The 23,377-nt window shown below is 41.4% G+C and carries 19 protein-coding genes; 13 read left to right on the forward strand and 6 right to left on the reverse strand.

Annotation, left to right across the window (positions count from 1 at the left end; translation table 11 throughout):
* The coding region (locus EV695_RS14530; RefSeq protein ID WP_207907095.1) for a beta strand repeat-containing protein at positions 1 to 4,595 on the reverse strand (4,595 nt) is incomplete at its 3' end.
* Positions 4,596 to 5,402: 807 nt separating this feature from the next.
* Between EV695_RS14530 and EV695_RS14535 the strand changes: the two genes are divergently transcribed.
* Both EV695_RS14535 and EV695_RS14540 read left to right on the forward strand, forming a co-directional pair.
* Entirely contained in the window at positions 5,403 to 5,855 is a 453-nt protein-coding gene (locus EV695_RS14535) for a tetratricopeptide repeat protein (protein WP_207907096.1), read from the forward strand.
* A gap of 137 nt (positions 5,856 to 5,992) precedes the next feature.
* Entirely contained in the window at positions 5,993 to 6,451 is a 459-nt protein-coding gene (locus tag EV695_RS14540; RefSeq protein WP_131906700.1) for a hypothetical protein, read from the forward strand.
* Between the two features lie 113 nt (positions 6,452 to 6,564).
* Here EV695_RS14540 and EV695_RS14545 read toward each other — a convergent pair whose 3' ends face one another.
* Positions 6,565 to 7,956 (reverse strand): leucyl aminopeptidase family protein, encoded by a 1,392-nt coding sequence (locus EV695_RS14545; protein ID WP_131906701.1) that lies wholly within the window; start codon positions 7,954 to 7,956, stop codon positions 6,565 to 6,567.
* Positions 7,957 to 8,005: 49 nt separating this feature from the next.
* On the reverse strand, positions 8,006 to 8,875 hold the full coding sequence (locus EV695_RS14550) for an NUDIX hydrolase (protein ID WP_131906702.1): 870 nt from the start codon (positions 8,873 to 8,875) through the stop codon (positions 8,006 to 8,008).
* Between the two features lie 301 nt (positions 8,876 to 9,176).
* Here EV695_RS14550 and EV695_RS14555 point away from each other — a divergent pair, with 301 nt between their 5' ends.
* Positions 9,177 to 12,254: an Ig-like domain-containing protein gene (locus tag EV695_RS14555; RefSeq protein ID WP_131906703.1), complete on the forward strand. Its 3,078-nt coding sequence runs from the start codon at positions 9,177 to 9,179 to the stop codon at positions 12,252 to 12,254.
* A 71-nt stretch (positions 12,255 to 12,325) separates the two neighbouring features.
* Entirely contained in the window at positions 12,326 to 12,691 is a 366-nt protein-coding gene (locus EV695_RS14560) for an HIT family protein (protein ID WP_131906704.1), read from the forward strand.
* A gap of 32 nt (positions 12,692 to 12,723) precedes the next feature.
* Here EV695_RS14560 and EV695_RS14565 read toward each other — a convergent pair whose 3' ends face one another.
* Positions 12,724 to 13,434 (reverse strand): hypothetical protein, encoded by a 711-nt coding sequence (locus EV695_RS14565; protein ID WP_131906705.1) that lies wholly within the window; start codon positions 13,432 to 13,434, stop codon positions 12,724 to 12,726.
* A gap of 327 nt (positions 13,435 to 13,761) precedes the next feature.
* On the opposite strand from EV695_RS14565, the gene EV695_RS14570 reads away from it, so the two are divergent.
* Positions 13,762 to 15,033: an MFS transporter gene (locus EV695_RS14570; RefSeq protein WP_131906706.1), complete on the forward strand. Its 1,272-nt coding sequence runs from the start codon at positions 13,762 to 13,764 to the stop codon at positions 15,031 to 15,033.
* Between the two features lie 58 nt (positions 15,034 to 15,091).
* Here the strand turns inward: EV695_RS14570 and EV695_RS14575 are convergent, their stop codons facing one another.
* Complete coding sequence (locus EV695_RS14575) at positions 15,092 to 15,472, reverse strand: carboxymuconolactone decarboxylase family protein (RefSeq protein WP_131906707.1); 381 nt, start codon at positions 15,470 to 15,472, stop codon at positions 15,092 to 15,094.
* 278 nt (positions 15,473 to 15,750) lie between these two features.
* Here EV695_RS14575 and EV695_RS14580 point away from each other — a divergent pair, with 278 nt between their 5' ends.
* Genes EV695_RS14580 through EV695_RS14615 form a run of 8 tightly spaced genes read left to right on the forward strand, consistent with a single transcriptional unit; the run spans position 15,751 to position 22,415 of the window.
* The gene (locus tag EV695_RS14580; protein WP_131906708.1) at positions 15,751 to 16,467 is read left to right on the forward strand and encodes a corrinoid protein; all 717 of its coding nucleotides are present in this window, start codon (positions 15,751 to 15,753) and stop codon (positions 16,465 to 16,467) included.
* A 4-nt stretch (positions 16,468 to 16,471) separates the two neighbouring features.
* Positions 16,472 to 17,131 (forward strand): DUF1638 domain-containing protein, encoded by a 660-nt coding sequence (locus EV695_RS14585; RefSeq protein WP_131906709.1) that lies wholly within the window; start codon positions 16,472 to 16,474, stop codon positions 17,129 to 17,131.
* The gene (locus EV695_RS14590; protein ID WP_131906710.1) at positions 17,131 to 17,463 is read left to right on the forward strand and encodes a virulence factor; all 333 of its coding nucleotides are present in this window, start codon (positions 17,131 to 17,133) and stop codon (positions 17,461 to 17,463) included. The genes EV695_RS14585 and EV695_RS14590 overlap by 1 nt, the downstream gene beginning before the upstream one ends.
* A 2-nt stretch (positions 17,464 to 17,465) precedes the next feature.
* Complete coding sequence (locus EV695_RS14595; RefSeq protein ID WP_131906711.1) at positions 17,466 to 17,951, forward strand: methylenetetrahydrofolate reductase C-terminal domain-containing protein; 486 nt, start codon at positions 17,466 to 17,468, stop codon at positions 17,949 to 17,951.
* The gene (locus EV695_RS14600; protein WP_131906712.1) at positions 17,951 to 18,943 is read left to right on the forward strand and encodes a methylenetetrahydrofolate reductase; all 993 of its coding nucleotides are present in this window, start codon (positions 17,951 to 17,953) and stop codon (positions 18,941 to 18,943) included. The genes EV695_RS14595 and EV695_RS14600 overlap by 1 nt, the downstream gene beginning before the upstream one ends.
* Positions 18,944 to 19,001: 58 nt before the next feature.
* Positions 19,002 to 19,895, forward strand: coding sequence for a dihydropteroate synthase (locus tag EV695_RS14605; protein ID WP_131906713.1), 894 nt, complete (start codon positions 19,002 to 19,004; stop codon positions 19,893 to 19,895).
* A gap of 1 nt (position 19,896) precedes the next feature.
* Positions 19,897 to 20,310: a GFA family protein gene (locus EV695_RS14610; protein WP_165874719.1), complete on the forward strand. Its 414-nt coding sequence runs from the start codon at positions 19,897 to 19,899 to the stop codon at positions 20,308 to 20,310.
* Between the two features lie 14 nt (positions 20,311 to 20,324).
* Positions 20,325 to 22,415: an ASKHA domain-containing protein gene (locus tag EV695_RS14615; protein WP_131906715.1), complete on the forward strand. Its 2,091-nt coding sequence runs from the start codon at positions 20,325 to 20,327 to the stop codon at positions 22,413 to 22,415.
* On the opposite strand, the gene EV695_RS14620 is transcribed toward EV695_RS14615, so the two are convergent.
* Positions 22,310 to 23,338: a GlxA family transcriptional regulator gene (locus EV695_RS14620; RefSeq protein WP_207907097.1), complete on the reverse strand. Its 1,029-nt coding sequence runs from the start codon at positions 23,336 to 23,338 to the stop codon at positions 22,310 to 22,312. The two genes, EV695_RS14615 and EV695_RS14620, sit on opposite strands and share 106 nt — an antisense overlap.
* Positions 23,339 to 23,377 lie beyond the last annotated feature (39 nt).

A 23,377-nucleotide genomic window follows, 5' to 3' on the forward strand; every position in this document is an offset into this window, starting at 1 on the left:
GTATTTCCAGGGTCACCCGTTCCAGAGATACTGAGTGTACCGTCAGTGTTTACCGTAATCACTTGCGTTGGTGCAGCTGGTGCTGTGGTGTCTGTAGAAGTGTCGATTACCACATTATCAGAACCAGCAGTTCCTAAATTCCCAGCTGCATTACTATAACTATCCGCATCTACGGTGACTGAACCCGTCGTGTTCAAACCATCTGTTGCGGTAAATACTGCGTAATAAGTAATTCCATCGGAAGTTGTTACATTGCTAAGAGTGCCACCAGATAACGAAATATCAGAATTACCAAAGTCTGCGGTGGCTTCACTAAAGGTAAATACTACTGTCGATTCATTGTCAGCGTCACTTAATGTGCTGTCTACGATGTTTACGCTTACCGATGGATTTTCAGTATTAATCGTTACTGTATCTATCCCAGTTGAACCCAGATTACCAACATTATCACTATAGCTATCTGCTTCTACAGTTACTGACCCTGTCGTGTTGACACTATCCGATGCAGTGAATGTCGCTGAATAAGTAATATTGTCAGATGTTGTTAGAGTGCTTAAGGTACCCCCTACTATTGTGATGTCGCTATTATCAAAATCTGGTGTTGCTTCACTAAATATGAAAGTGACATTTGATTCAAGATCAGCGTCATTCAGATTAGTATCTTCGATATTGACAGTTACAGATGGATTAGCAGTATCGATAGAAACGCTATCTGTTCCTGTTGACCCACTATTACCCCTAACATTTGTGTAACTACCTGCATTTACGGTGACCGTACCAGTTGTACTCAAGCCGTCTGTTGCGGTAAAGATAGCGGTATAAATAACGTTATCAGATGTGCTGACGTTACTTAGTGTGCCCCCTACTAATGTAATGTCACTGTTATCAAAGTCTGTAGTCGCCTCACTGAAAGCGAAGGTTACATTAGAAACATTATCAGTATCATCTAATTCAGTATCAGTAATATCCACACTCACCGAAGGATTAGCGGTATTAATAGCTACCGTAGCGTCAGCTGTTGTACCTAAATTCCCTCCGCCATTTGTATAGCTACCTGCATTTATTGTCACGGATCCCGTTGTGTTGACACCATCTGACGCGGTGAAAGTTGCGGTATAAATGATATTGTCAGATGTACTGACGTTACTTAACGTTCCTCCTACCAGGGTGAGATCGGAGTTATCAAAATCTGTTATCACTTCACTGAAGGTGAATGTCACATTGGATTCATTATCAAGGTCGCTCAAATTACTATCTGTAATATCGACACTTGCTGATGGGTTAACGGTATCAATAGCAACAGTATCTGTGCTTGTTGTACCTGAATTTCCACTTGAATTTGTATAGCTTCCGGCATCAACCGTCACTGAACCAGTCGTATTAACACCATCTGTTGCGGTGAATATTGCTGAATAAGTAATATTGTCAGATGTACTAACGTTACTTAAGGTACCGCCCTCTAGAGTGATATCATTGTTATCAAAATCTGATGTTGCTTCACTAAATATGAAAGTGACATTTGATACACTATCGGTATCGTTTAAATCAGTGTCTTCAATGTTTACAACAACGGAAGGGTTAGTGGTATTAATTGTTACTGTATCTGAACCTGCTATACCCAAGTTACCAGCAGCGTTTGTATAACTGCCTGCATCAACAGTTACAGAACCTGTTGAATTAGTACCACCAGTAGCCGTGAAGATAGCTGAATAAGTAATATTGTCAGATGTTGTTAGGCTACTTAAGCTACCCCCTACTATTGTGATGTCGCTATTTTCAAAATCTGTTGTCGCTTCACTGAAGGTGAAAGTCACTGATGACTCATTATCAACATCAGTCAAATTTGTATCTGTGATATCGACACTCACGGATGGATTGACAGTATCTATGGCAACCGTATCTGAATCTGTGGCTCCTAAATTTCCAGCTAAGTTTGCATAGCTATCAGCATCTACTGTGACTGAGCCCGTTGTGCTCAATCCATCAGTAGCCGTGAATGTTGCTGAATAAATAATATTGTCTGATGTTGTTACGCTGCTTAAGGTGCCACCTACTAAAGTAATATCACTATTATCAAAGTCAGTTATCTCATCGCTAAAGGTAAAAGTAACCGTTGATTCATTATCACTATCGTTTAACTCTGTATCGACGACGTCAACACTCACTGATGGATTAGATGTATTGATTGCGACTGTGTCTGTACCTGATGCTCCGGGGTTACCAGCGCCACTTGTATAGCTACTTTCATTTACAGTTACTGAGCCAGTTGTGTTCTCACCATCTGTTGCTGTGAAGGTGGCGGTATAAGTAATATTGTTAGATGTGCTGACGTTACTTAAGTTACCACCTACTACAGTGATATCACTGTTATCAAAGTCTGTAGTCGCCTCACTAAAGATAAAAGTTACTGTAGATTCAGTATCGGCATCGTTTAAGTTAGCATCAATAATATCGACACTGACTGATGGGTTTCCTGTATTGATAACGACAGTGTCCGAATTAGTAGTTCCTAAGTTCCCTACTGTATTCGTATAACTGCCTGCTGTTACGGTCACAGAACCGGTGGTATTAGTGTCGTCTGTTGCAGTAAAGGTTGCCGAATAATTAATGTTATCCGACGTCGTCACATTGCTTAAAGTACCGCCTACTAAAGAGATATCTGTATTATCAAAGTCCGTAATCGCTTCACTGAAAGTAAACGTTACTGATGATTCGTTATCGGCATCATTTAACGTTGTATCAGCAATGTCGACACTGACTGATGGGTTAATTGTTTCTATTATCACCGTATCTGAACCGGCTGTGCCAAGGTTACCAGTGCCGTTGCTATAACTATCAGCATCCACTGTCACAGAACCCGTCGTGCTCAAACCATCTGTAGCAGTAAAAGTAGCTGAATAAGTAATATTGTCTGATGTTGTTACGCCGCTTAAAGAGCCGCCCACTAAAGTAATATCTGTATTATCAAAGTTTATGGTGGTTTCGCTAAAGGTGAAAGTAACTGTAGATTCGTTATCCCCATCGTTTAGGCTGGAATCAATAATGTTTACATTAACAGAAGGATTAATAGTATCGATAGCAACTGTGTCTGTGCCTGTTATCCCCAAATTGCCGCTTGCGTCAGTATAACTATCTCCATTGACAGTCACAGAACCGGTTGAACTAAGCCCATCTGTTGCAGTAAATGTTGCGGTATAAGTGATGTTGTCAGATGTTGATACGTTACTTAATGTACCTCCTACCAACGATATATCGGTATTATCAAAGTCAGTAGTAGCTTCAGAGAAAGAAAAGATAACTGAAGATTCATTATCAGCACCGTTCAAAATAGTGTCCACAATATCAACACTGACGGATGGGTTGGCAGTATCTATTTCGACAGTATCTGAAGCTGATGTTCCTACATTACCATTTGCATTTGTGTAGCTCGCATCTGTAACAGTGACTGAACCTGTTGTGTTCTCGCCATCAATTGCCGTGAAGTTAGCTGTGTAAGTAATATTATCCGACGTTGTTACAGCGCTTAAGCTACCTCCCACTAAGGCAATATCAGCGTTATCAAAATCAGTTGTAGCTTCACTAAAAATGAAAGTTACCGATGATATGTTGCTATCATCGTTTAAATCAGATTCCGCAATAGCAACACTTACGGATGGATTCACAGTATCAATTGCAACCGAATCTGTAGCCGTTGCACCTAAATTGCCTGACGCATCGGTGTAACTATCAGCATCTACCGTGACAGAACCTGTTGTGCTCAATCCATCAGTAGCCGTAAATGTTGCGGTATAAGTCTGGTTATCTGATGTTGTAACATTACTTAAAATACCACCTACTACGGTGATGTCGCTGTTATCAAAATTTGAAGTTGGCTCACTAAAGGTGAAGATTACTGATGATTCCAGATCGGAGTCGTTTAGCTCAGTATCTACAATATCGACACTAACGGTAGGAGCAGTAGTATCCAGAGTTATGGTCATAGATGGTTCAAAAGACCAGGACATCAAACCACCACCTGAATTGAAAATATACATTTTCAGGCTACTAGTAGGCGTATCTAAATTGTAACCGACGGTATGTCCATTCTCTTCACCTTTCATGTTCAACAATACGGATGTCGCGTCTGCAGGTAACTCGGTAAATTGTCCGATGAGATTTAGGTTGTTATCCCCGTCAGGATCATTAATCAGAAATGAACCCACATTATCCGAATTTCCGGTATTTACAGAAACTACGGCACCTCCTGGATTAGTGCCTAGTGTCCAGCTGCCTGGCGCTGACCATGCATAGGCATCTCTGATATTCGTAGCGCTATATGTACAGAGAATTTCAATACCTAACGCTCCGATTACACAACTTTTACCCGCAGTTAGACTCTGGATGTTTTCAATAGCTATATCATCTAACTCGAATGGTAGAGATGATGCCGACACAGCATAATCAAGAGTTATTAACTCATCATTTCCTACGTCAGAACCTGTCGACCCTATTGTTGGAGTCGATCCCGGGACAAATACCGTAGATGCACCCGGAGAACTTGATGAGTTACGAGTGATATCGACACAATACTCAGCGGCCGAATCACAAAGTCTCATACCGCTAGTTATCGCAGTTGCCTGATTTAAAGTTCTTGTTTCAGCAAAACCGATGTTAGGAGTTAAAAACGCAAACAGGAATAATGATACTAATGCTGTAATTTTTTTAGAATTTAAGGGTCTAATCTTTATATTATTTGAAGGGCCGTTCGTATGATTAATACGACTATTCTGTATAACCTCAAAATTGTTTTTAGCTCTATTTTTATTTGTTTTTTTAGCTAAAAGTGAGAAAACTAGAAATTGAAGTTCCTTTAGAAATGCCATACCCAAACCCGTGTATTTTATTTAGTTATTTATGGAATATTAAATGTGTAGATATAAATTTTTATTTTTAGCAATCTACTTTTTTCATTGAACGAGAAGACGTTAACAATAAATCTGCAAAATGCTGCTATGCAATGTTTATGCATGCAATAATATTTTATTGTTACTGAATTTAAAATGAACGAACTGAATGAATCCAATACTTATCATTCTCATTTGCATTAAATATAAGATTAATTCTCATCCCATAACATGGTTTCATAAGACCTCTTAATGGACTGATAATTAAATATATATTTTTATATCCAAGTCTATTTTTAGCCGCAGAAAAACAAGATGAATTTCCAGTAAAAATATTTTTAATTTTTTTTGAACCTGAACGATCACTCTCTTTATAAACAAAGCAATGCATCCTTGATGACCCAACTTTCTCTCTGAAAACGTATTTATTGGGTATTTAGAGATATTCAATCACCAGTAATTTCCAGCTAAAATTCAAACTTAGAACTCTATTTATCAATCCTTAATAGTGAAAATAATATGACTGAACAGACACGCTCTGATAACCAAGAAATGGACTTTTCCAGTGGCCTCGCCGCTTTTGAAGCCAAACACTTTTCCCGCGCGATGCAATTACTTTCTCCCTTTGCCAACGATGGAGATGCGCACGCACAACACATGCTGGCGATCATGTATCAAAATGGTCTGGGGACTGTTGAAAACCCCACGCAGGCAGTGAAAATGATGACGGCATCTGCCGAGCAAGGTTATCCAATCGCCCAGCACGGTTTAGGTTTTATGTATATGCAAGGTGAGTGTGTTGAGAAAGATTCAGCGAAAGCCGTTGAGTGGTTTGAAAAAGCAGCAGAACAAGGTTTGCAAGGATCAATGACGACGCTTGCGATGATGTATGAACAAGGTGAAGGCGTTGAGCAGAATGCAGAAAAGGCTAAAGAGTTGTATAAAGCGGCGGGGTTTGATGATCTTGCTTAAACTATTTCATCCTTCATCTGTTTAAGTATTCTCGATAGATTATCAAATAGAATTAAAGTCACCCCCCTACTTTGGGGCACTTTTTTACCAGCCCTTAAAAGTGTTTCACGATAATTAACAACGCAAGATTAATAGCCATGCAAGATAACAAGTTACTCGTCATTTTCAATAAAGAGCCCGTATTAGAATTTGATAGAAATAAACCGCTTCCCGGAAAACAACGACAATACCTGGATCGTATGGATGAACGCATGAATCAGGGTATTCAGCTGGGAGATACCTTTATCGAAAATCCTAACCCTTTGCAACGCGCACAATTTGTCGCGAACTCTTTGGTCAATGCATTATTAAAACAGGATTTTAACCAGGCGATTGCGATGTGCACTTTTCTGGGAAAACGCATGCCAGAGTTACAACAAATACAGTGCGAAGGTACTGAAGGAAAAGGCGCGAAGGATAGCAGTGAGAAAGATGGAACTGAGAAAGAAAAAGATGGCGGAATTTCTATCGAATTCATCTACGATAGAAGTTATGAACAATCGCAACAAGAACAGCCTATTCAGTTTTATAAACCTGAAAAGCCTTCCGAACACTAATTTATAAACTAATACACCCCCCCACTTATAAGGCTTTATTTAAAAAAGCCTTATAAGTGGGGGGGTGTATTTAGATTTTTATACGACTAATTAAATTTAGATTAATTCGTAGATTAAGAATAACGGCTTTCTAAATAAGCAAACGTAGCCAATAAGCCCATCGCTTCGCCACCTTTCGGTCTTCCTGCACGATCTCTTGTGTTATACGCCATCACATCAAAATGTGCCCACTGAGTTCCTTCAGTAACAAATTCATTGAGATACAACGCTGCAGTAATCGCACCACCGTAACCTTCTGATGAGCTATTCACCATATCGGCGACTGCACTTTCTAATTGATAACGATAACCTTGATGCAAAGGTAACGGCCATAGTAACTCGCCGGATTCTTTCGAGGCTTTTTGTAAATCAGTAATGACTGAATCGGTGTTACTAAACAATGCCGGTATTTCTGTACCTACGGCAACACGAGCAGCGCCAGTCAGGGTGGCGAAATCGATGATTAAATCTGGCGTTTGTTCGCACGCCAGGGCTAATGCATCACACAATACAACGCGACCTTCAGCATCAGTATTATCGATTTCAACGGTTTTATGTGCGCGGGTATCAATGATATCTCCCGGACGATAGGCATCTCCTGAAACCGCATTATCCACAGACGGAATCAATACTTGAAGTCGAACAGGTAGATTTCTGCTCATAATCAAATGCGCCAGACCTAACACATGCGCTGCACCACCCATGTCTTTTTTCATATTGCGCATAAACTTGGATGGTTTTAAATCAAGGCCACCTGTATCAAAACAAACGCCCTTACCGACCAAACTAAGTACTGGATTTTTCTCATCACCCCAATTCATTTGCAAAAGTCTTGGTGCGTGATCGCTGGCACGACCTACCGCATGTATCGCGGGAAAGTTTTCTTCCAGTAAATCATCACCGACCACTTCACTAAAAGTTGCATCGTGTTGTTCGGCTAACTCTTGAACTAGCGAAGACATATCTGCTGGCATCATGTGGTTTGCTGGTGTATTGACCATATCTCTAACGAGTGTGAATGCATCTACAAAGGCATTTACTTCATCCAGCTGTTGCTCTTCAACGCGCAATACGGCTTTCTCTTTAGGTTCCAGGAAATCAGCTTTAAAGAAATCGAAACTGTAATCACCAAGTCCCCAACCGATTGTGGCTTTTAGTTTCTCAGCCTCTGACCAGTTCGCTTCCAGATGGTACTGACCCGCAGGCAAATTCTTCGGTAAACCAGCTATTGACCACATTAATAATTCAGGTTTACTTGTGATGTTTTCTTCAACACCGACAAATACCATTGATAGCGCACCATTTGCATCTGGCACGACACAAAACTGATCTGGCTTGGCCTCGAAACCGTTACTCACAACCCATTTTGATACGTTTTCTGGGTACTGTTTTAAAGTAGTTTCAAGTTCACTGCTAGACACAGGATTCAAAGGAATACTGTGGTTATTCTCGGTGGTATAGCTCATAAATTTCTCAGTTTGTGTTCGTTAATAATCTTTTCTAAAAAAAGACAAGTTACAGTGCCGCTGGGGCATACAGTAGTTGTGTGATTTCATTATAGTCTGGGCGGCTTTCGCTTATCAAACCTCGTCTGATTAATAAATCAATATTGACCAGGTTACAATTGGCTTTGAAGTCATTGCTTGTATCTGTGATATCTGCCATTTCTTCTAGTGACATCAAGATAAACTCATCAACTTCGCCATCGGTATTGACGGGTGTAAAGTCGTCGGGCAGCCATAAATCGTAATTAAATAATGTGTCGACATTTAACCCTCTATTCTTTTCGCTATGCGTTTCACCCCGGTAATGAATTTCGCTCATTAATTCAGCTTTCGCTGAAATAGATTCTGGGATTGCCGCTTCTTCTGCCGACTCTTTGATGACGTTCTCAATCAAGCTTATTCCAGCAGGCTGACCACCTGCGACGATCTGATCAAGACTACCAGACCAGAAAGGTTTATCTTTGGCGCGTTTTGCAATCCAGATGTACACACCGTCATTTTTTTCGACCAGACCGTTGATATGTACTCCATAACCTCGTGCTCCAAAGTAGCTGACGGATGCTCTTTCAATTAGCACCGCAGGCTCATCACCGAAGTGATTGGTAATGGCATATAGCTCATTCACCCAGGTATCAATAACACCCTCTTTGTGGAGTTGTTCCAACACAGGTTTTATTGCGGCACTACGCTCTTCACAAGTGCTTAAGGCAGGATTAATCGTTAGACAATCTGATTCGATAGCGAAAACCTTGTCATAGGTTTTTAGCTGTCCGACAAACTCTTTTTTTGCCCATCCGTATTGAATACCATTCACAAGAAATGGCATGTAATTCAGTGGATTATAATGATTACACTGCTTGATATGATCGAGAAAACTCATTCTATTTACTATCGCCTACTTAGTCTTGTCAATTAAACACAAGACTCTGGAAAAAGCCGATAATAGAGCGATGTCTGCAACGATGCAATTTGTAATCTATCTGCGCATAAAATCATTAATGGGCTTGCATACCAAGCTCGTATTCCACGCTTGCATAAAATCCTTACATCCAATGAATACAACCCCTTATCTTTAGTTTAGAGTGATTCGAAAACTCTGTTCTTTATTACCCCTATAATTCCTTTGCTTGAATCTATCAATGGTTCAAACACACTATATTTCATACTGAAAGGACTCACTGATGAAACTGAATGGATCTCTATCTATCGTTTTTGCTGCATCATTATCTATAATTTTAAGTGCGTGTGGTGGAGGTGGAAGCTCTTCGTCTGCTTCATCTGACTCAACCGATAATTCAAACTCAAATGACACTGTTGATGTTGTTATCAGTGATGCACCATCAGTCACCGCACTGCCGAGAATAGTGAATACCACTAACTGGAAAAGTGCTCCGTTGCTAACGCCCCAAAGCGATACCGACTTAGAAGTCGAAGTGGTTGGCAATGAATTACTCATTACCATTCAGTCTGACAATTTAAGTCATGGTGATCATGTTCAAATCTATCTGGATACTGACAATACCGCTGCAACAGGCTTTCAATTTGAAAATCAGGCTTGGTCACAAAGTGGGGTCGATTTCATCATAGAAGACGGTGACCTATTCAAATCAACCGCAAACGACACCACCTGGAGTTGGGATACAAATGCAGGCGATATCACTTATGCAGTAAGCATTGATAAATTAAAAATCAATATCGATCTCACCCTACTCGGTGACATCTGTAACAATCTAAACGTGGGTGTAATGACTCGCGATGATGATTGGAATATAGCAACCTTCTACCCAATTTCTGCGAAGATGCAGTCATTCACCCTATCTTATTGCTCAACAACACCTGTAGATACAGAAGCGCCATTTCTTAGTTTGATTGGTGCAAACCCACTTAATCTTGAAGTTGGGTCTATCTATAGTGAGCTAGGTGCAACAGCTATTGACAATATCGATGGTGATTTAAGTACAGGTATTGTTATCTCATCAAATGTAAACACTGCTGTAGCAGGTAGTTACACTGTTAACTATAGCGTTAAAGATAATGCCGGTAATAAAGCAACAAAAACTCGAAAAGTTGAAATCACAGCAGTTACGCCTGAAGGTATTACTGTTGACGGAAATGCTTCAGATTGGATAAATATACCGACCTTAACGAGTTCATCAAATGGCATCATGAAGGTCACCGATGATGCTGAAAAAATCTATATTTTAGTAAACGCCGATAACCTCAATGAAAACACTCAAATTTTCATGGATACCGATAATCGAGCGAGCACCGGTTTAGATCTAGCCGCACACATGAGTGGCTGGTCGGCAGGTGCTGACTATATGTTAGAAAACAACTCACTCGATAAATCCACAAGTAACTCTGCACTATGGGCATGGGACTATACAATTGGTGATACAGAGTTTGTTAAAGCAGGAAATATTCTGGAAGTAGCCATCAAAAAGTCAGACTTTGAATATCTAGGGAATAAAATTCCAATGGCATTTATGAGTCGTGATGAAAACTGGAATGTGATGTATCAGATTCCTGAGCAAGCAATGCCTGTTTATACTTTGTTATTTCCAACTAACTCTAATCAAGTGAAAGCAAATGCCGACCGCATCACTGTGGCTAATGCAGGATCCATCACTATTAATGTACTGGCAAATGATATTTCTTATTCTGGAAGTGCTCTTGAAATTATTCTTATAGATGAACTTCCTAGTCACGGAACGGCGACTATTGTTTCAAATAAAATAAAATATAAAGCCGATGCAGGCTTTACGGGTACAGACACCTTTAGCTATTCAATCGCAGATGTAGCAACAGGACTTTACGAAGATGTAGCCACTGTAACAGTTGAGGTAGCAGCACCAACTAATAGTGCACCTATTGCTAAAAATGACTCTGCCAGCGCACCTTACAATACGCAAATTGCAGTTAATGTATTAGAGAACGATAGTGATGCTGATGGCGATACGTTAAGTATTTCTAGTGTTGGCGAAGCAGGAAATGGTCAAGCTGTAAGTTCTGGTGGAAATATTATTTACACACCAAACACAAGTTTCACAGGAACTGATTCAGTCTCTTATGAAATTAGTGATGGCAACGGAGGAACTGCATCTGCTGTATTAACAATTACGGTTCAGTCAATACCAAATCAAGACCCAGAAGCAAAGGATGACTCAGTAACAACAGTTGAAACTAATGAAGCATCAATAAGTGTATTACGTAATGATTTTGACCCAGATGGAGACAATTTAGCAATCATACAGATTTCTCAAGGCTCAAATGGAACTGTTACCCATAATTCAAATTCAGCGTTTATTAGATATACGGCAAACACTGGGTTCTTAGGAACTGATACATTCACTTATATTATTAGCGATGGAAATGGTGGAACAGATAAGGCCCTTGTAACTATTGTCGTTACTAAAAATAATCCTCCAGTGGCTGTTGATGATAATGTAACTACTGATGGTATTAATACTTTACGAATTCGAGTAAAAGACAACGACTTTGACCCAGATAATAATGGCACTGACCTTACCAATGATTACACTCAACCAAGTAATGGAACGGTAGCTAGAAATACGCCATCAACGCTTGATTACACCCCAAATCCAACTTTTACTGGTACAGATACATTTAGCTATACTATTCAAGATAGAAGTGGAGCTACAGCGACAGCTACAGTATTTGTTACGGTACCAAACAATTCCCCTGATGCTGTTGAAGATGTGGCTGATGTAGATTTCGATAAGACCGTATTAGTCAATGTATTAGCCAATGACACAGATCCTGATGGTGATACTTTATCCGTTGAATCAATCGTTCAACCTACGGTTGGATCAGCTGTCCTGAATAACGATGGTACGATTCTCTTTAATCCTGAAGGAAATATTGGAAGTATTACAGTTTTCTACACGGTTTCTGATGGTCGAGGTGGTACAGATGTAGCAGCATTAACAGTGGCTAGCACTGACCCTAATGACGGTAACGATGCTTACCCTTCTATAACCAATGAAGTTGTCACTACGCCTAAGAACACAGCAATCTTTATTGATGTATTAGCCAATGACTCCGATGCTGATGGTGATGTTTTGATACTTGACCAAATCAGCCCTCCAGATAATGGAACTGCTGTTAAACAAAGTGGCGGTGGTGTTCTATACACTCCTAACCCCGGGTTTGTAGGTACTGATATTTTCTACTACGGTGTTCACGATGGTCATGGGCACAACGGCTCAGGTAATGTAACGATCACAGTTACTGAGTAACTCAATTTTCATACACTTAAAGCCAGGGAATCTCCTTGGCTTTTTTTTTGCATCCGTGTTTAACTCTGCAAATGACTAGCATTTACCAAAACGAACACATACGCATAGAAGTAGAAGATTCTGAAATTCCATGGCTAAAGATTTTTGCTCAAGACAACAGCAAAGAAATGACCGACTGTGATCAGGAAACCAAACAACAAATCTGGATGCTGCTTGATCTAATCGAACGAGAGATGCTGGAATACTTCAAACCTGAAAAAATCAATATCGCATCGTTCGCCAATTATTTACCTCAGGTGCATTGGCACATTATGGCGCGCTTTAAAGAAGATAGTTTTTTCCCCGAACCGATGTGGGGCAAAAAACAACGAGAAGCCAATTTAAGCTTCCCGGATATGGATATTTTTATAAAGCAATTATTACAAAAACTGCCTTAAATATATGCTTTGCTTCTGATGTTATTAAAAGACTATTTAGAAGCCATCTGTTCTTTTAAAAATGTCATGAAGCCTTCCATAAATACGTAATTTTCAGCAGCCTGTTTTACATCATGACCTTCTGCATCTAACTTTGTCACTAAGCTTTCGCTTTGAGATAAGACATATTCCATTTGCTGTTCATCAAATAACTGAATCGCCAACGCCAAGTCATCTTTCTCTGCTGATAATAACGTAGGTACCAAATCAACATTTTCGATTGGTGAATCAGGGTCCAGAATATCAGCCACTAAATTAGATTCTAAAAAGGCAAAATTTGCTTTTCGCGCAGCATCTTCCTGATCTAGTTCTTGCAATGCATGAGAGTCCGTTCCCGCTCCCTGACGCACAGATTGCATAATCACAGCCAATAACTTTTTAATCGACTCTTTCACTCTGCTCTGATCATCCGCAACACTGACTGACGCCGCATACATCTTATCCAGACGGTCTTTAATTTTCAGAATGACGTCGCTGTCCTCATTCAAATCAAGAGAAACGGCCTGAGTCATCAAGTCGCGAAAATCTGACATGAATTGTTGCAAAATATCGTGATCTTTTTTCTGGTTTTTTTGCAAAGAATCACTGTCGACTTCAGTTTGACGTGCACCAAACAATACATTGTTATTGCGTCTTATTAAGTGACGTTCATGCGCGCCAGGGTTTTCACTGGGATAAAAAACCCCATCGATTTTGTCTTCCATTAATGGTTCTCATTGGACTAGGTTGAAGAAGCGTTATGCTAACATGATCCTGTAAAAAATTAAGTATCACTATGGGTGCATATTATTGTTTAAGTCACCCCCCTACTTTGAGGCACTTTTTTTTCTCATCGAACGAAGCAATAGGATGCGAAGCTAAACCAATCCGATTTAGTGATGATAGCCTTCTGTATTAACAATTAGATATATTTTTGTAATAAGACTATTTTGATCATCGTTAAACAAACTATCACTAAAAACTAGGCAGGACTCCGTTTGTGTCTATAATAAATTAATCCGAGAAGTTACTTCTCCCTAAACACCGTTACTATGACTACTGCTGACACGACAACCAAGAGTGCTTCCTTATTTACGCCGGTATTAATTGCGGGCTGCATTATTATTCTGGTGAGCTTCGCTATCAGGGCGTCATTTGGTGTTTTTCAAATCCCTATTGCCACTGAATTCAGCTGGTTAAGGGCTGATTTTTCTTTTGCCATTGCCATTCAAAATCTGTTCTGGGGTATCGGGCAACCTATTTTTGGTGCGCTTGCAGAGAAATATAGCGACCGTAAAGCGATTATCACGGGTGCACTTTTTTATGCCGCGGGTTTGATATTTTCTTCGTTTGCGATTACCCCGGGTCAACACCAGTTTCTGGAAATTCTAGTTGGTTTTGGTATTGCCGGAACTGGTTTCGGCGTCATTTTAGCCGTAGTGGGGCGCGCCGCATCTGACAAACACCGCTCCATGGCTCTTGGAATCGCAACGGCAGCTGGTTCTGCTGGTCAGATTGTGGGGCCTCCGTTAGCGCAAGCCATGCTTCAAAGCATGCAATGGCAATCTGTTTTCATGATGTTTGCAGGCTTTATCTTATTGTCGTTATTCGCATTAACCTTTATGCGCGTGCCACCGCCACCTAAAGTTGAAAAAAATGATGAATCCCTCGGTACTGTTTTAAAGAAGGCTTTTAAAGACCCTACCTTTGCTTTTATCTTCCTTGGCTTTTTCTCCTGTGGTTATCAGCTCGCTTTTATCACCGCGCATTTCCCCGCGTTCATTGCTGAAATGTGCAGTGCGATTTCTCCCGACAGCATTATGCAAACGCTTGGGGTTTCGAGCACCACCACGCTTGGTGCGGTATCGATTGCCATCATCGGTGTGTTTAATATTGGCGGCACTTTACTCGCTGGCTGGCTCGGAAGCAGATATTCAAGAAAGTATTTATTAGCAAGCATTTACATGTTGCGCACAATTATCGCTGCGCTATTTATTCTTAATCCAATCACACCTGCTTCTGTGGTATTTTTCTCTGTCACTATGGGCGCACTCTGGTTAGCAACGGTGCCATTAACCTCGGGACTGATTGCGCATATATATGGCTTACGCTATATGGGCACGCTATATGGACTGGTTTTTTTCTCACACCAACTCGGCGGATTCCTCGGAGTCTGGTTAGGTGGAAGCCTTTACGATTTATTTGGTAACTACAATATTGTGTGGTGGATTGGGGTTGGAGTGGGCGGGTTCTCGGCGATTATCCATTTGCCCATTGATGAACGTCCATGGGCAAAGCGCCAACCACAACTGGCAACGACTTAAAACAAGGTATTTAAGAACCAATATTAGACACCCCCCTACTTTGAGGCACTTTTTTAGATCAAAGCTTACCTTCGGCTTTTAAAACCTCTCGCGCGATACGAAAACATTCTACCCCTTGTGGCACTCCACAATAGATCGCAATGGCATGAATGGCTGCCCGAATTTCTTCAACCGATGCGCCATTTTTTAACGCGCCTTTCAGGTGTAATTCCCATTCCTGCATTTTGCCTAATGCCGCAATCATGGTGAGATTCATCAGTGATCGTGTTTTGAGATCGATTACGTCATCGCCCCAACCGAATCCCCAACACCATTCGGTCATCATTTCCTGAAACGGTCGACTAAAATCATCTGCTGATTGAAGTGTGTTTTCTACATATTCCGCACCTAGCGTCGCTTTCCGTTGGTTTAAGCCCAATTCAAATCTATCCTTATCCATAACTTATTTCCTCTCACTCGCGTTTAATAATCAAGCATACTTTTAGTTTAGTTTGCGTTTTGATTTAATTTTACTTTTAAATAACTCATAAATTTTATATCACCCATAGAGTCTTCGCCCACGATATGTATAAAAGACTTTGTAATTTCACCTGAGTACGTCGTAATCAGATAACGGTAAGTCGTTAATTCTGGAGCATAAATAATGGTTAAACCATACACTTAATAAAGATACAGAAATGCGCTCACTAATCAGGTTCACTTTTACAGGGTTTAGATATGGCTGAAAACGATAATGATTCAAACTATGATGACGAAGAAGATATTGATTTAAATGCACTTGATGACGATGAATTAGTCGAGCAAATGCAAGATGATCTCTATGACGGTCTCAGAGAAGAAGTTATTGAAGGAACAGAAATTCTATTAAAACGTGGCTGGGAAGCGGGAGATGTTTTAACCAAAGCCTTAGTAGGTGGCATGACCATCGTTGGCATCGATTTTAGAGATGGTATTTTATTCGTACCCGAAGTGCTTTCCTCAGCGAATGCCATGAAAGGCGGAATGGAAATTTTGCGCCCTCTTCTATCTGCATCAGACGGAAGTCGCGCAGGTAAAATGGTTATTGGCACCGTTAAAGGTGATATCCATGATATCGGTAAAAACCTAGTTAAGATGATGATGGAAGGTGCAGGATTTGAAGTTATAGATTTGGGCATCAATCAATCAGCTGAAGATTTCTTTGCGGCTCTTGAAGAACACAAACCGGATATATTGGGAATGTCAGCTCTTCTCACCACAACTATGCCGTATATGAAAGTTGTCATCGATGAGATGGTTGCACAAGGCATGCGTGAAGATTACATCGTGCTCGTCGGCGGTGCTCCACTCAATGAAGAATTTAGTGAAGCGGTTGGTGCAGATGCCTATTGTCGTGATGCCGCTTCTGCCGTTGACATTGCCAAAGAGCAGGTAGCACTGCGCAGAGCTAGCTAATGTAATGAAATCTGATCCCAAACAAGTTGTAAATATTATCGCTTGTGGTGCACTCGCGAATGAGCTTGTTGCTTTGAAAACATTAAACCAATGGGATCATTTTAATATTGACTGTCTACCCGCGAAATACCATTCAACACCGGCATTAATACCTGATGCAGTTCGCGAAAAAATCATACAAATTCGAACACATAACGACGGGGAAATTCTCGTCGCTTATGGGGATTGCGGCACTGGCGGGTTATTAGATGTTGTTTTAGAAGAAACCGGCACAAGCAGATTACCTGGGGCACATTGTTATCAGTTTTTTGCCGGTCATGATGCCTTTAATGACTTGCATGAAGCAGAAATTGGCACCTTCTATCTAACTGACTTCCTTACCCAGCATTTCGAGACCTATGTATGGAAAATGCTAGGTCTTGATCGTAAGCCTGAACTGCTTGAAATGTATTTTGGCAATTACAAAAAACTTATTTATTTAGCGCAAACTGATAACCCGGAACTCGATCAGAAAGCTGAGGAATCCGCATCTCGTCTTGGTCTTGCTTATGAGCGCATTTTCACCGGTTATGGTGAAATGGAAGACGAATTAAATAAAATATCAAATCAGGTTATTAATATTAAAAATCTGACATTAAACACTTCACTGGAGAAAACAGCCTAGTGCCTAAAATAGTTATCATTTATTGGCGCGATATTCCATCGCAAGTCACCGTTCAGGAAGGACGTAAACGAGCAAAAAAGCTATTACCCGCTCGATTTCAAGAAGCAATTGACCGCGCTGCTATGCGCGCTAAGAAAATCGATAGTGATGCTTATCTTGAGGACTGGAAGCGCACAAATACCAAACAAGAAGGTGATATAAACGAACTTGTGGAAAGCGTAGCTAATCAGATTGAAGCAGAGTTCACTGATGAAAAACTCGATAGCATTGTCAGAAACAAAGGCTTACTCCCAGAAAACACAGATCAGGCAAACCCAGGCGGAGACGCTTAAAAATGTACTCGGTTCGTAAATGGACAGTGAGTCATGCGAAGAGCTTCAATAGCGTTTATAAAATATTAGAAAATACTCTAAGTGCCCTGCACCCTGTTTGGAAACTAATAGGTTATGAGCGTGTTGAAAAGCCTGTCGCCTTTGTTGAGAAACACGTAAAAGGCTTACTCTTTGACTGTCAAATGTGTGGTCAATGCGTACTTCATGAAACCGGCATGTCCTGTCCCATGAATTGCCCTAAAACATTAAGAAATGGTCCTTGTGGTGGCGTGAGAGCTAACGGCAATTGCGAAGTAAAACCCGAGATGCGTTGTGTATGGGTTGAAGCCTGGCGTGGTGATCAAATTATCAACGATAATCAATCAATAGCTGGGTCAAGAGAATCAATTTTAAATGTACAAATTGCGGTAGATCATAGTCTTAAAGGACGTTCTTCATGGCTTAAAGAGGTTCGTGAAAAACATCTAAAAGTGAAGGATGAGGTTTAATGAAATTCTCGGATGAACCTATCCCAGGAGAAAACCTGAGCATATTACCGGGGCACAGTTCGTTTGGTCGATTAGAACGTATTTTACGCGCAGGACATTTCACCGTCACCTCTGAAATGGCGCCTCCAGATTCTGCAGACCCACAAGAAGTCTATAAACAAGCAGCCCTTTTCGATGGTGTCACGGATGCTATTAATGCCACAGATGGTTCAGGTGCAAACTGTCATATGTCGAGTGTTGGCGTATGTTCTTTGCTAACCCGCAAAGGCTATTCGATGGTGATGCAAATTTCATGTCGAGATAAAAACCGTATCGCTATTCAAGGTGATGTCTTGGGTGCTTCTGCCATGGGTGTGGCAAACATGCTTTGCTTAACCGGCGATGGTGTTCAGGCTGGCGATCATCCAGAGGCTAAACCCGTTTTTGATCTTGATGCTATGACACTACTTCAAACGATTAAAATAATGCGTGATGAGAAACGTTTTTTAAGCGGGCGTAAACTTGATACACCACCCCACTCTTTTCTTGGCGCTGCCGCAAACCCTTTTGCAGAACCCAGGGAATTCAGAGTTGATCGTTTGGCAAAGAAAATCGAAGCTGGCGCACAGTTTATTCAAACACAGTACTGTTTTGATATTCCGGTATTTAAAGAATATATGGCGCGTGCTGGTGATAAAGGCTTACTAGATAAAGTGTTTATTTTAGCCGGAGTTGGTCCTATGGCGTCAGCACGTTCTGCGACCTGGATACGTGACAACGTACCAGGGATTCATATCCCGGACTGGGTCATAAAAAGATTGAAAGATGCTGAAAACCCGAAACAGGAAGGTCAGCAAATTTGTATCGAGCTCATGCAACAACTAAAAGAAATCGAAGGTGTTGCAGGAGTACACGTGATGGCATACAGACAAGAATCTTCTGTAAAAGACATCGTTTTAAAATCTGGCGTTTTAGGAGATAGAATTCCTTGGCACCCAGATCAGGCTGAGTAATCTGAATATTCATTTGCTGTACCTTGGATAAACTCAATGTAAAAAGAGGAGAAGTAAAATGACCAGAACGATATTAAGCTCGCACAGTAAAGAAATTGCGATTGGTTTTAATGAACCCTTTGTCATGATCGGTGAGAGAATCAACCCCACTGGCAGGAAAATTCTTGCTGAAGAAATGAAAAACGGTGATTTTACACGTGTAGAAATGGATACCCTGGCTCAGCTAGCTGCCGGGGCTCAAATGCTGGATGTAAATGCCGGCATACCTTTAGCTGACGAACCTAAAATTCTCGCAGACACCATCAAATTGGTCCAATCAATTACGGATGTCCCACTGTCTATTGATTCATCCATCGTCGCTGCTTTGGAAGCAGGACTTGAAGTCTATCAAGGTCGCCCCTTAGTGAATTCAGTTACTGGTGAAGAAGATCGTCTGGAAGATGTATTACCTCTCATCAAAAAATACAACTGTGCTGTGGTTGCAATCTCAAACGATGAAACAGGAATCTCGGAAGACCCGAATGTACGCTTTGAAGTAGCGAAAAAAATAATCGAAAGAGCTCAGGATTATGGTATCAAAGCCGAAGACGTAGTGGTCGATCCACTGGTGATGCCAGTTGGTGCAATCAACGATGCTGGAAAACAGGTATTGCATTTAATCAGTCGCTTACGTAATGAATTAAAAGTAAATACCACCTGTGGTGCATCTAACTTTAGTTTTGGTATTCCTAACCGAAATGGTATGAATGCGTCATTCATTAGTATGGCAATGGGGGCTGGGATGACATCAGCCATCGTGAATCCATTACACACAGAAGTGGTTCAGGCTGTACGAGCAGCTGATGTGGTGATGGGCAATGACCCTGATTGCGCACAATGGCTTTCTAATTATCGTGAACCACCTGCAGCAGGAGCACGCGAACGTTCTGGACGTCGCCGTCGCAGAGGTTAACATGACAGACATTTTGAGCATTAATAACAAAGAGGATTCTCACTTAACCGGGAGTTGTCATTGCGGTGGCGTAAAGTACCGCATCGATGGACCAGCACGGGACGTGGTTAATTGCTTTTGCTCAGAATGTCGTAAAACCAGTGGTCATCATGTTGCGGCAACACGCATCAATAAAGATCACTTAACAATAGAATCTGAAAACACCTTAAAGTGGTATGAATGTTCACCTGGCACTTTTAAGGGGTTCTGCGAAAATTGTGGTGGCAATGTCTTCTGGGACAACAATAAGGATAATCAAATCAGCATTGGTGCGGGAACTCTAGATGCACCAACACACTTAAAAACGGTAGGCAACATCCACACTGAAGATGCCAGTGATTATTGTGTTATTCCTGCTCTAGAAAATGATAAATAGATTGAGATAAATGAATGAGCACTTTTAAAGTCGTTTTTACGCCATCAGGTATTCGCGGAGACATAAAAGAAGGCACAGATGTATTATCTGCAGCGAGAGAATTAGGCGCAGATGTTGCTTCACTCTGCGGTGGCAATGGCTTATGCACCCGTTGCAAAGTTAAATTAAGTACAGGCTCGTTTCCTAAACACCAAATAGAATCTCAGACACAACACCTCTCCCCTATTACTTCTGCCGAAAGAGAGCGGATCAGTGAAGCAGACTTAGAACAAGGCTACCGACTCAGTTGCAGTGCAAAGATACAAGGCGACATCGTCATTGATGTTCCAGCAGAAAGTCAGACACACCAGCAGGTCATTCGTAAAGATGCGACCGTGTTAGATATAGAAAACAAACCAGCCGTTAAACTGATCACAGTCGATGTTGAAGAACCAGATTTAAATTCACCCACGGGAGATTTAGAAAGGCTCAAAGACGCCATTGAGTTCGAGACAAGTCTCACTGACTTATCGATTGAAACCCATTTATTACGCGATCTACAACCTGCGCTTCGAAAAGGTAAATGGACAGTGACTGTTGCCATTTATGAGAACCAGCGCATTATTGGTATTTGGTCAGGTAAACAAGAAGATGCTTATGGCTTGGCAGTCGATATGGGCTCTACTACCATTGCTGGTCATTTGTGTAATCTAGCTACCGGTGAAGTGCTCGCATCACACGGCATTATGAACCCTCAAATACGCTTTGGTGAAGATTTGATGAGCCGGGTTTCGTATTCAATGATGAATCCAGGCGGTGATTTAAAAATGACCGCTGCAATCAGAGAAGGCATTAATCATTTAGTTGATCAGCTGTTGATTGAGGCAAATACCTCACCTCGACCTGATGACAAACCAGTGACTAAAGATTTACTGCTAGATGCCACCTTTGTCGGCAATCCGGTTATGCACCATATTTTTCTTGGGATCGACCCCGTTGAGTTAGGTGGAGCGCCATTCGCATTAGCGACCCAAGCTTCGATGACCTTACCCGCTAGAGATTTAGATCTACATTTGGCAGCTGGCGCACAGGTTTATTTACCGCCTTGTATTGCCGGACATGTTGGTGCTGATGCAGCTGCAGTAGTGCTATCTGAAGCACCTTACAAGAATGACGCGATGACACTCATTATCGACGTGGGCACCAATGCTGAAATTATTCTAGGCAACAAGAAAAAGCTGGTAGCGGCCTCATCCCCAACTGGGCCTGCCTTCGAAGGCGCACAAATTCATAATGGGCAACGTGCTGCACCGGGCGCGATTGAAAGAGTTCGAATTGATCCTGAAACGCTGGAACCACGCTATAAAGTGATAGGGGTAGATCTCTGGTCGGACGATCCTGGTTTCGATGAAGCTATTGGCGAGACGGGCGTCACCGGCATTTGTGGTTCGGGCATCATCGAAGCTATTGCCACCATGTATCTCGCAGGCATTGTGACCACTGATGGCGTCATTAACGGTGAAAAAGCCAGTATATCTGCGCGCATTGTTAACGATGGAAAAACCTGGGCTTACAAAATGGTGGCGAGTAAAAACGATGATAGCGACATCAACTCGGCCAGATCTGAAACAGGTGTTCTGATAACTCAAAATGATATTCGTGCCATTCAACTCGCAAAAGGCACGCTCTATGCCAGCGTGCAATTATTGATGGATAAGATACACGTCAAGAAAATCGAGCAGATCCGTTTTGCCGGTGCATTTGGTGCGCACATCGATCCGAAATACGCCATGCTTTTGGGAATGATTCCAGACTGTCCTCTCGATCAGGTGCAATCTGTAGGCAATGCCGCCGGAACAGGCGCAAGAATTGCCTTAACCAATCTGGCGGGACGTCGTGAAATCGAAAATGAGGTATTGCGCATGGAAAAAATTGAAACAGCTACGGAAGCCAGTTTTCAGGATTACTTCGTAAATGCCATGGCAATTCCACACAAGATAGATACCTTCGAACACCTATCTCAGGTTGTTTTTCTGCCTGCAAAAGAAGAATCATCTTCAGACTCGCCGCGCTTAAGAAGAAGGCGTCGTTCATCTCGTGGCGGTAAACCAAACATATCGCGATAACATTTACTAAAGTGAGGAGCCGATGAAAAACCACAGACAAGTGATATATCAATAATCGCCTTTTCTGTTTGTAACAACAGTCTTCTGGCGTTGCGTAAACGTAATCCCAAATAATATTGCGTAGGTGTGCAGTTCAAATAACTTCGGAATAAACGCTCGAGTTGACGTCTTGAAATGCTGACTAAACTGGATAATTCGTCAGGCGTTAATGGATCTTCAATATTTGCTTCCATCAGCATTACGGCTTCGGTCAATTTAGGTTGACTCGTACCGATTTGCTGTCTTAAGGGAACACGTTGTCTGTCGGTCATATTACGCACATGATCAACCAGAATAGTTTCACTCACAGCCGCCGCAAGTACTCTTCCATATTGACGTGAAATCAAATGATGCATCATGTCGAAAGGCGTTGTGCCGCCCGCGCAGGTATAACGATTACGATCCACTTCATAAATATCATCAGTGATATTTAAATGGGGAAATTCTTCGCGCATAGACGCTATGTTTTCCCAATGCAAAGTACAACGATAGCCATCGAGTAAGCCTGCCTTCGCTAAAATATAGGCACCAGTGCATAAGGCACCGAGCACGACCCCTCTTTTATCCTGATAACGTAAATACTTGCCTATTGATTCTGACCAGGTACTGCTGATTTTTACGCCGCCGCAAACAAACAGCATGTCATAAACATCAGTATCTTGATAATTACGGTTAGGTTTAACTTCTAGCCCATTACTTGCCATGACTAATTCATCATTAGGCGTAATCGTCTCCCAGGTATACAGTTCAGCGCCTTGTAAACGATTTGCTAATCGCAGCGTATCGATTGCAGCCGCATACGCAATCAAAGAAAATCCGGGCAACGCCAGAAATCCAAAATGTTTCGGAGAGAAATTCTCACTTGTTAAGTCTTCAGTGATCAACGATGCTTATACCTATGTAACAGTCACAATATTACTCAG

It is taken from the genome of Cocleimonas flava (assembly GCF_004339015.1).
GTDB lineage: Bacteria > Pseudomonadota > Gammaproteobacteria > Thiotrichales > Thiotrichaceae > Cocleimonas > Cocleimonas flava.

Coding starts and splice junctions, on each gene's coding strand:
- EV695_RS14550 (WP_131906702.1), bottom strand. CDS start 8,875: ATGAGTTTTCTCGATCATATCAAGCAGTGTAATCATTATAATCCACTG.
- EV695_RS14585 (WP_131906709.1), top strand. CDS start 16,472: ATGAAATCTGATCCCAAACAAGTTGTAAATATTATCGCTTGTGGTGCA.
- EV695_RS14540 (WP_131906700.1), top strand. CDS start 5,993: ATGCAAGATAACAAGTTACTCGTCATTTTCAATAAAGAGCCCGTATTA.
- EV695_RS14535 (WP_207907096.1), top strand. CDS start 5,403: ATGACTGAACAGACACGCTCTGATAACCAAGAAATGGACTTTTCCAGT.
- EV695_RS14615 (WP_131906715.1), top strand. CDS start 20,325: ATGAGCACTTTTAAAGTCGTTTTTACGCCATCAGGTATTCGCGGAGAC.
- EV695_RS14545 (WP_131906701.1), bottom strand. CDS start 7,956: ATGAGCTATACCACCGAGAATAACCACAGTATTCCTTTGAATCCTGTG.
- EV695_RS14560 (WP_131906704.1), top strand. CDS start 12,326: ATGACTAGCATTTACCAAAACGAACACATACGCATAGAAGTAGAAGAT.
- EV695_RS14575 (WP_131906707.1), bottom strand. CDS start 15,472: ATGGATAAGGATAGATTTGAATTGGGCTTAAACCAACGGAAAGCGACG.
- EV695_RS14610 (WP_165874719.1), top strand. CDS start 19,897: ATGACAGACATTTTGAGCATTAATAACAAAGAGGATTCTCACTTAACC.
- EV695_RS14565 (WP_131906705.1), bottom strand. CDS start 13,434: ATGGAAGACAAAATCGATGGGGTTTTTTATCCCAGTGAAAACCCTGGC.
- EV695_RS14605 (WP_131906713.1), top strand. CDS start 19,002: ATGACCAGAACGATATTAAGCTCGCACAGTAAAGAAATTGCGATTGGT.
- EV695_RS14600 (WP_131906712.1), top strand. CDS start 17,951: ATGAAATTCTCGGATGAACCTATCCCAGGAGAAAACCTGAGCATATTA.
- EV695_RS14580 (WP_131906708.1), top strand. CDS start 15,751: ATGGCTGAAAACGATAATGATTCAAACTATGATGACGAAGAAGATATT.
- EV695_RS14555 (WP_131906703.1), top strand. CDS start 9,177: ATGAAACTGAATGGATCTCTATCTATCGTTTTTGCTGCATCATTATCT.
- EV695_RS14570 (WP_131906706.1), top strand. CDS start 13,762: ATGACTACTGCTGACACGACAACCAAGAGTGCTTCCTTATTTACGCCG.
- EV695_RS14595 (WP_131906711.1), top strand. CDS start 17,466: ATGTACTCGGTTCGTAAATGGACAGTGAGTCATGCGAAGAGCTTCAAT.